General features: G+C 74.8%; 1 protein-coding gene. It reads right to left on the bottom strand.

Annotation, left to right across the window (positions count from 1 at the left end):
• On the bottom strand, nt 1-4392 hold a 4392-nt coding region (locus NM961_RS23720), incomplete at both ends, for an SDR family NAD(P)-dependent oxidoreductase (protein WP_255916905.1).

Here is a 4392-nt window from a genome sequence, read left to right as displayed (position 1 = left end):
GCCGGCACGGCCGGCGCGCTGCGGCTGGGCGCCGCCGCCGCCGCGCGCAGCGGCGCGGCGCTGCCCTGCGGCGTGCCGATCAGCGCGTGCAGGCGCGGCGCCTGCTGGCGCTGGAAGTACTCGGCCACGGCGCGCAGGGTCTGGTATTCGAAGAACAGGGTCTTGGACAGCGCGCCGAATTCGCGCTCCAGCACCGTGTTCAGCTCGGTCACCATCAGCGAGTCGATGCCGTAGGCCTGCAAGGGCGCGTCGGCGTCGATGCGCTCGGGGGCGAGCTTGAACGTGGCGGCCAGCAGCTGCTTCAGGTACGCGATCACGTCCGCCAGCGGCAGTTCGCCGCCGGCGGCCGGCGCTGCGGCGGCCGGCGCGGAAACCGGCGCCGCGGGAGCGGCGGCGGCCAGCACCTGCGCGCGCAGCAATGCGGCGTTGCCGCTGAGTACCAGCACCTGGTCGGCGCGGCTGTTCAGCGCCTGCTCCAGCGCGGCCAGGCCGGCGCCGCTGTCGAGCAGGCTGGCGCCGCGCTGGGCCAGCGCTGCCGCGGTCGCGGCATCGACCTGCATGCCGCCCTCGCGCCACAGCGGCCAGTTCAGCGACAGCGAACGGCCATGCCGCCGGCCGCTGCGCGCGAGCTGGCTGCGCAGGGCCAGGTAGCCGTCCAGGTAGCCGTTGGCTGCGGCGTAGTCGGCCTGGCCGACATTGCCCAGCGCGCCGGCCACCGAGGAATAGGCGACGAAGAAATCCAGCGCCAGCGGCGCGGTCGCGCGGTCCAGGTTGATTACGCCCGCGACCTTGGGGGCGAGCACCGCGGCAAGATCGGCCTCGCGCTTGTGCAGTAGATAGCCGTCGCGGGTCAGCCCGGCGGCGTGGATCACGCCGTTGAGACTGCCGTGCTGCAGCAGCAGCGTGTCGATCAGCGTTTCCACCGCCGCGGCCGAGGTCACATCGACCGCGTGGTAGTCGACCTGGGCGCCGCAGTCGCGCAGCGCCTGCAACTGCGCAGACTGGCTCGCCGTCAGCGCCGAGCGGCCGCACAGCACCAGGCGTACGCCTTCGGCCCGGCGCGCGATCTGCGCCGCCAGCAGCAGGCCCAGCCCGCCGGCGCCGCCGCTGATAAGGTATACACCGCCACTTTTCCACGGCGACGGCGCGGCGGCCGCCGGCGCCAGCTCCTGCCACACGCGCTGCTGCGCCGCGCCGCCTTCGCTGCGCAGCATGCCCAGGCCGGCACGGCCGGCCAGAGCGAGCGCGGCGAGAACCGCGTCCTGCGTCAATGCCGCCACCCGCAGCACCTGCCCCTGCAGCAACGGCTGTTCCTGCTGTGCCGTCAGCAGCAGTGCGGCGAGGCCGGCTTCGCTGGCCGCGTCGGTGACGACCACCTGTACCCGCACCGGCGACTGCGGCCGCGCGGCCAGGATCTGCTGCAGCAAGGCCAGCAGGGCCGCCGCGGCCGCGGTGTAGTCGGCGGCCGGGTCGCCCTGGGCCGGCACGGCCTGGCAAAGGTCGCCGGTGGCGGCCTGCACCGCCGCGGCCAGCCCAGCCGGGGCGCCGCACAGCAGCACCTGCCGCGGCGCCGCCGCGGTTGCCGCCGGTGCAGCCAGTTCGCGCCACTGCGGCTGGAACAGCAGCACGTCGTCGGCCGCCGCGGCGGCCGGCAGCGGACGCACCGCCAACCCGGCCAGGCGCACGCAGACCGCGCCGTGCTCGTCGCAAATGTCGATATCGAGCTTGCGCAGCGTGTCCGTGCTGTCGGCGCTGTCGCGCAGCCAGACCCAGCTCAGCGGCGGCAGCGCCTGCCATACCGAGGCCTGGGCCAGCGCAAACGGCATCACCGCCCGGCCCGGCGCGGCGCTGTCGTCCAGGGACAGGGCCAGCGCCGCCTGCAGCGCGGCATCGAGCAGGCCCGGATGCAGCACATAGGCCGGATCTGGCGCCGCCAGCGCCGCCGGCCAGCGCACCCGCGCCAGCACCTGGCGCTCGCCGCGCAGGATCTGCTCCAGGCCGCGGTGGCTGGGGCCGTAGTCCATGCCCAGCGCGGCATAGACCGCGTAGCAGTCGGCCGCGGACAGACTGGCGTCGGCGCAGGCCGCGCGCAGCGCGGCCAGATCCAGCGCCGGCGCGGCGGCATCGAACGCCTGCGCGCGCCCCTGGCAATGCAGCACCGGCGCGCCGTCGGCGCCGTCGCTGCGGATCTCGAACGCGACCGCGGAACCCTGCGGCTGCAGCGCGATCTGCGTGCTGACGCCGTCGCCGGCGGCAATCAGCGGCCGCAGCCAGACCACGTCCTGCAGCGCCAGCGCCAGCGGCCGCTGCGCCGCCGCCGGCAGGCTGGCCTGCACGGCGGCCCGCGCCATTTCCAGGCCGGCCATGCCGGGCAGCACGCGCGCGCCGCCGATCACGTGATCGGCGAAGAATGGCTCGGCGCCGCTGAAACGGCTGCGGAAACGCTGCTCGGTGAGGTCGGACACGTTCGCGTGCAGCAGCGGATGCAGCACCGGACCGGACAGGACGCCGGCCGCGGCGGCCGGTGCCGACCAGTAGCGCTCGCGCAGGAAGGGATAACCCGGCAGCGCGATGCGCGCCGGCGCGGCATCGCCGTCGGTGCGCGCCCAGGGCAAGGCATAGCCCTGGCAGTACAGCTCGGCCAGCACCAGCTGGGTATCCAGCAGTCCGGCCGGATCCGCCGCCAGCGCCTGGCTGCGGCCGATCAGCTCGCCGGCGTATTCGGCCAGCACGCGCTGGCCGCGGAATTCCCGCGGCGCGACGCCGCGGAAAGCATGCGGTGTGGGCTCGCCGGCCAGCAGCGCCTGCAACAGATGGATGGCCCGGTCCGGGCTGCCGGCGACCACGGCGCAGCGATGCGGCGCATGCACCCGGCCGCAGGCCAGGGTATGCGCGATGGCGGCGAAGGCGGCCGCGGCATCGCCGCGGCGCAGCACGGCGAGGAGATCCTGCACGCGCTGCACCAGCGCCGCTTCGCTGCGCGCCGACAGCAGCAGCACGCGGCTGGGCAGCACGGGCGCGGCCCGGGCCGCCGGCGGCGCTTCCTCGACCAGCACATGGGCGTTGGTACCGCTCATGCCGAATGCGCTGACCGCGCCCAGCCGCGGCCGGCCGCTCTGGCGCGGCCAGGGCCGCGCGGTCTTGTTGACGAAGAACGCGCTGCTGGACCAGTCGACGTAGTCGCTGTCCTCGCTGCAATACAGGCTGGGCGGAATGGTTTCGTGCGCCAGCGCCTGCACCAGGCAGGCCAGGCTGACCAGGCCGGATGCGGCGAAGCTGTGGCCGACCGATGGCTTGGTCGAGGTCAGCGCGACGCTCTGCGGCGCAAGGCCGAGATCGCGCACGGCCTCCTGCAGCGCGTTGATTTCCACCGGGTCGCCCAGGCGCGTGCCGGTGCCGTGGGTGACGATGTAGCCGAGCGCGCGCGCATCCGCGCCGGAACGGGCCAGCACCTCGCGCACCAGGCGGGACTGGGCCGCGCCGCTGGGCGCGGTGATGCCGTTGGTCTTGCCGTCGTAGTTGATGCCGCTGGCGCGGATCACCGCGCGCACCGGATCGCCGTCGGCGAGTGCCGCGGCGAGCGGTTTGAGCACTACGGCAACCACCGCCTCGCCCGGCACCATGCCGTCGGCGTGGCGGTCGAACGCGCGGCAGCGGCCCTGCGGCGACAGCATGCCGGCCTGGCCCATGGCCAGGAACAGCGGCGCTGTCAGCATGAGGTTGGCCGCGGCGGCGACGGCAAGGTCGCAGTCGCCGGCGCGCAGGCTCTGGCAGGCCTGGTGCAGCGCGACCAGGCCCGAGGAACAGGCCGTGTTGATCGCCAGCACCGGTCCCTGCAGATCCAGCGCATAGGCCAGGCGCGAGGCCAGGATGCCGTCGTGGTTGCCAGTCAGCGTGCCGCCGGCGCCGACCAGGAACTGGTAGTCGCCCTGCTCCACCCCGACGAAGGTGCCCACGCGCTGGCGCTGCAGCGCGGCGGAACCCTGCGCCGCATCTTCCAGCGCGTTCCATGCCTCCTGCAGCAGCAGGCGCTGGCGCGGATCCATCAGTTCCGCCTCGCGCGGCGAGATCTCGAAGAACAGCGGGTCGAACTCGTCCACGCCCGGCAGCACGCCCAGGCGCAGCCGCTCCAGGCCGGCGCCGTCCATCCAGGCCAGGCGTTCGGGCGGCAGCGCGGCGACGGCGTCGCGGCCCTCGGCCAGCAGCTGCCAGAACTCGTCCACCGTGCGCGCCTGTGGAAAACGCCCGGCCAGGCCGAGTATTGCGATCGGCGCATCCGCCGCCGGCGCGGCGGCCAGCGGCAGCGGCAGCGGACGCGGCACGGCGGCCGGCGCAGCGGCCTGCGGCTGCACCGGCGCCGGCGCGGCGTAGTGCGCGGCCAGCGCCCCGGCC

This window comes from Tahibacter harae, assembly GCF_024437735.1.
Taxonomy (GTDB): Bacteria; Pseudomonadota; Gammaproteobacteria; order Xanthomonadales; family Rhodanobacteraceae; genus Tahibacter; species Tahibacter harae.
This window is presented reverse-complemented; position numbering and strand designations above follow the sequence as displayed.